Genomic DNA, 339 nt, shown 5'->3' on the forward strand with positions numbered 1-339 from the left:
TGGTTCCAGTGATTTTACCTGCTGTATTGATCTCAACCGTAATCTCAGCTGTGACCAAGTCTAAACCAGTATCGTCAGGCGTACTTGGATCGTTATCATTATCACCTTGACCTGCAAGATGATCGGTTGCGGGTCCAACGCCTTGACCGTTGCGATCTGTAGTAGTGGCTTCAACATTCACTGCCGATCCATCTACGATGCCATCAGCGACCGTAAGTTCTGTCTGGTAGTTGCCATCGGCATCGGTCTTCACTGTCTTGTGAATCACGACATCTTCGCCTGCTGCATCTTTACCGGTGATGCTAATCACCACATCGCTATTCGGTGCAACATCCTTGG

At 49.0% G+C, this 339-nt stretch carries 1 pseudogene; it reads right to left on the reverse strand.

From position 1 onward, the window contains the following. A pseudogene (locus AC1Z3T_RS21230) lies at positions 1 to 339 on the reverse strand (hypothetical protein); the annotation flags it as partial.

Source organism: Acinetobacter sp. B-6 (genome assembly GCF_056930735.1).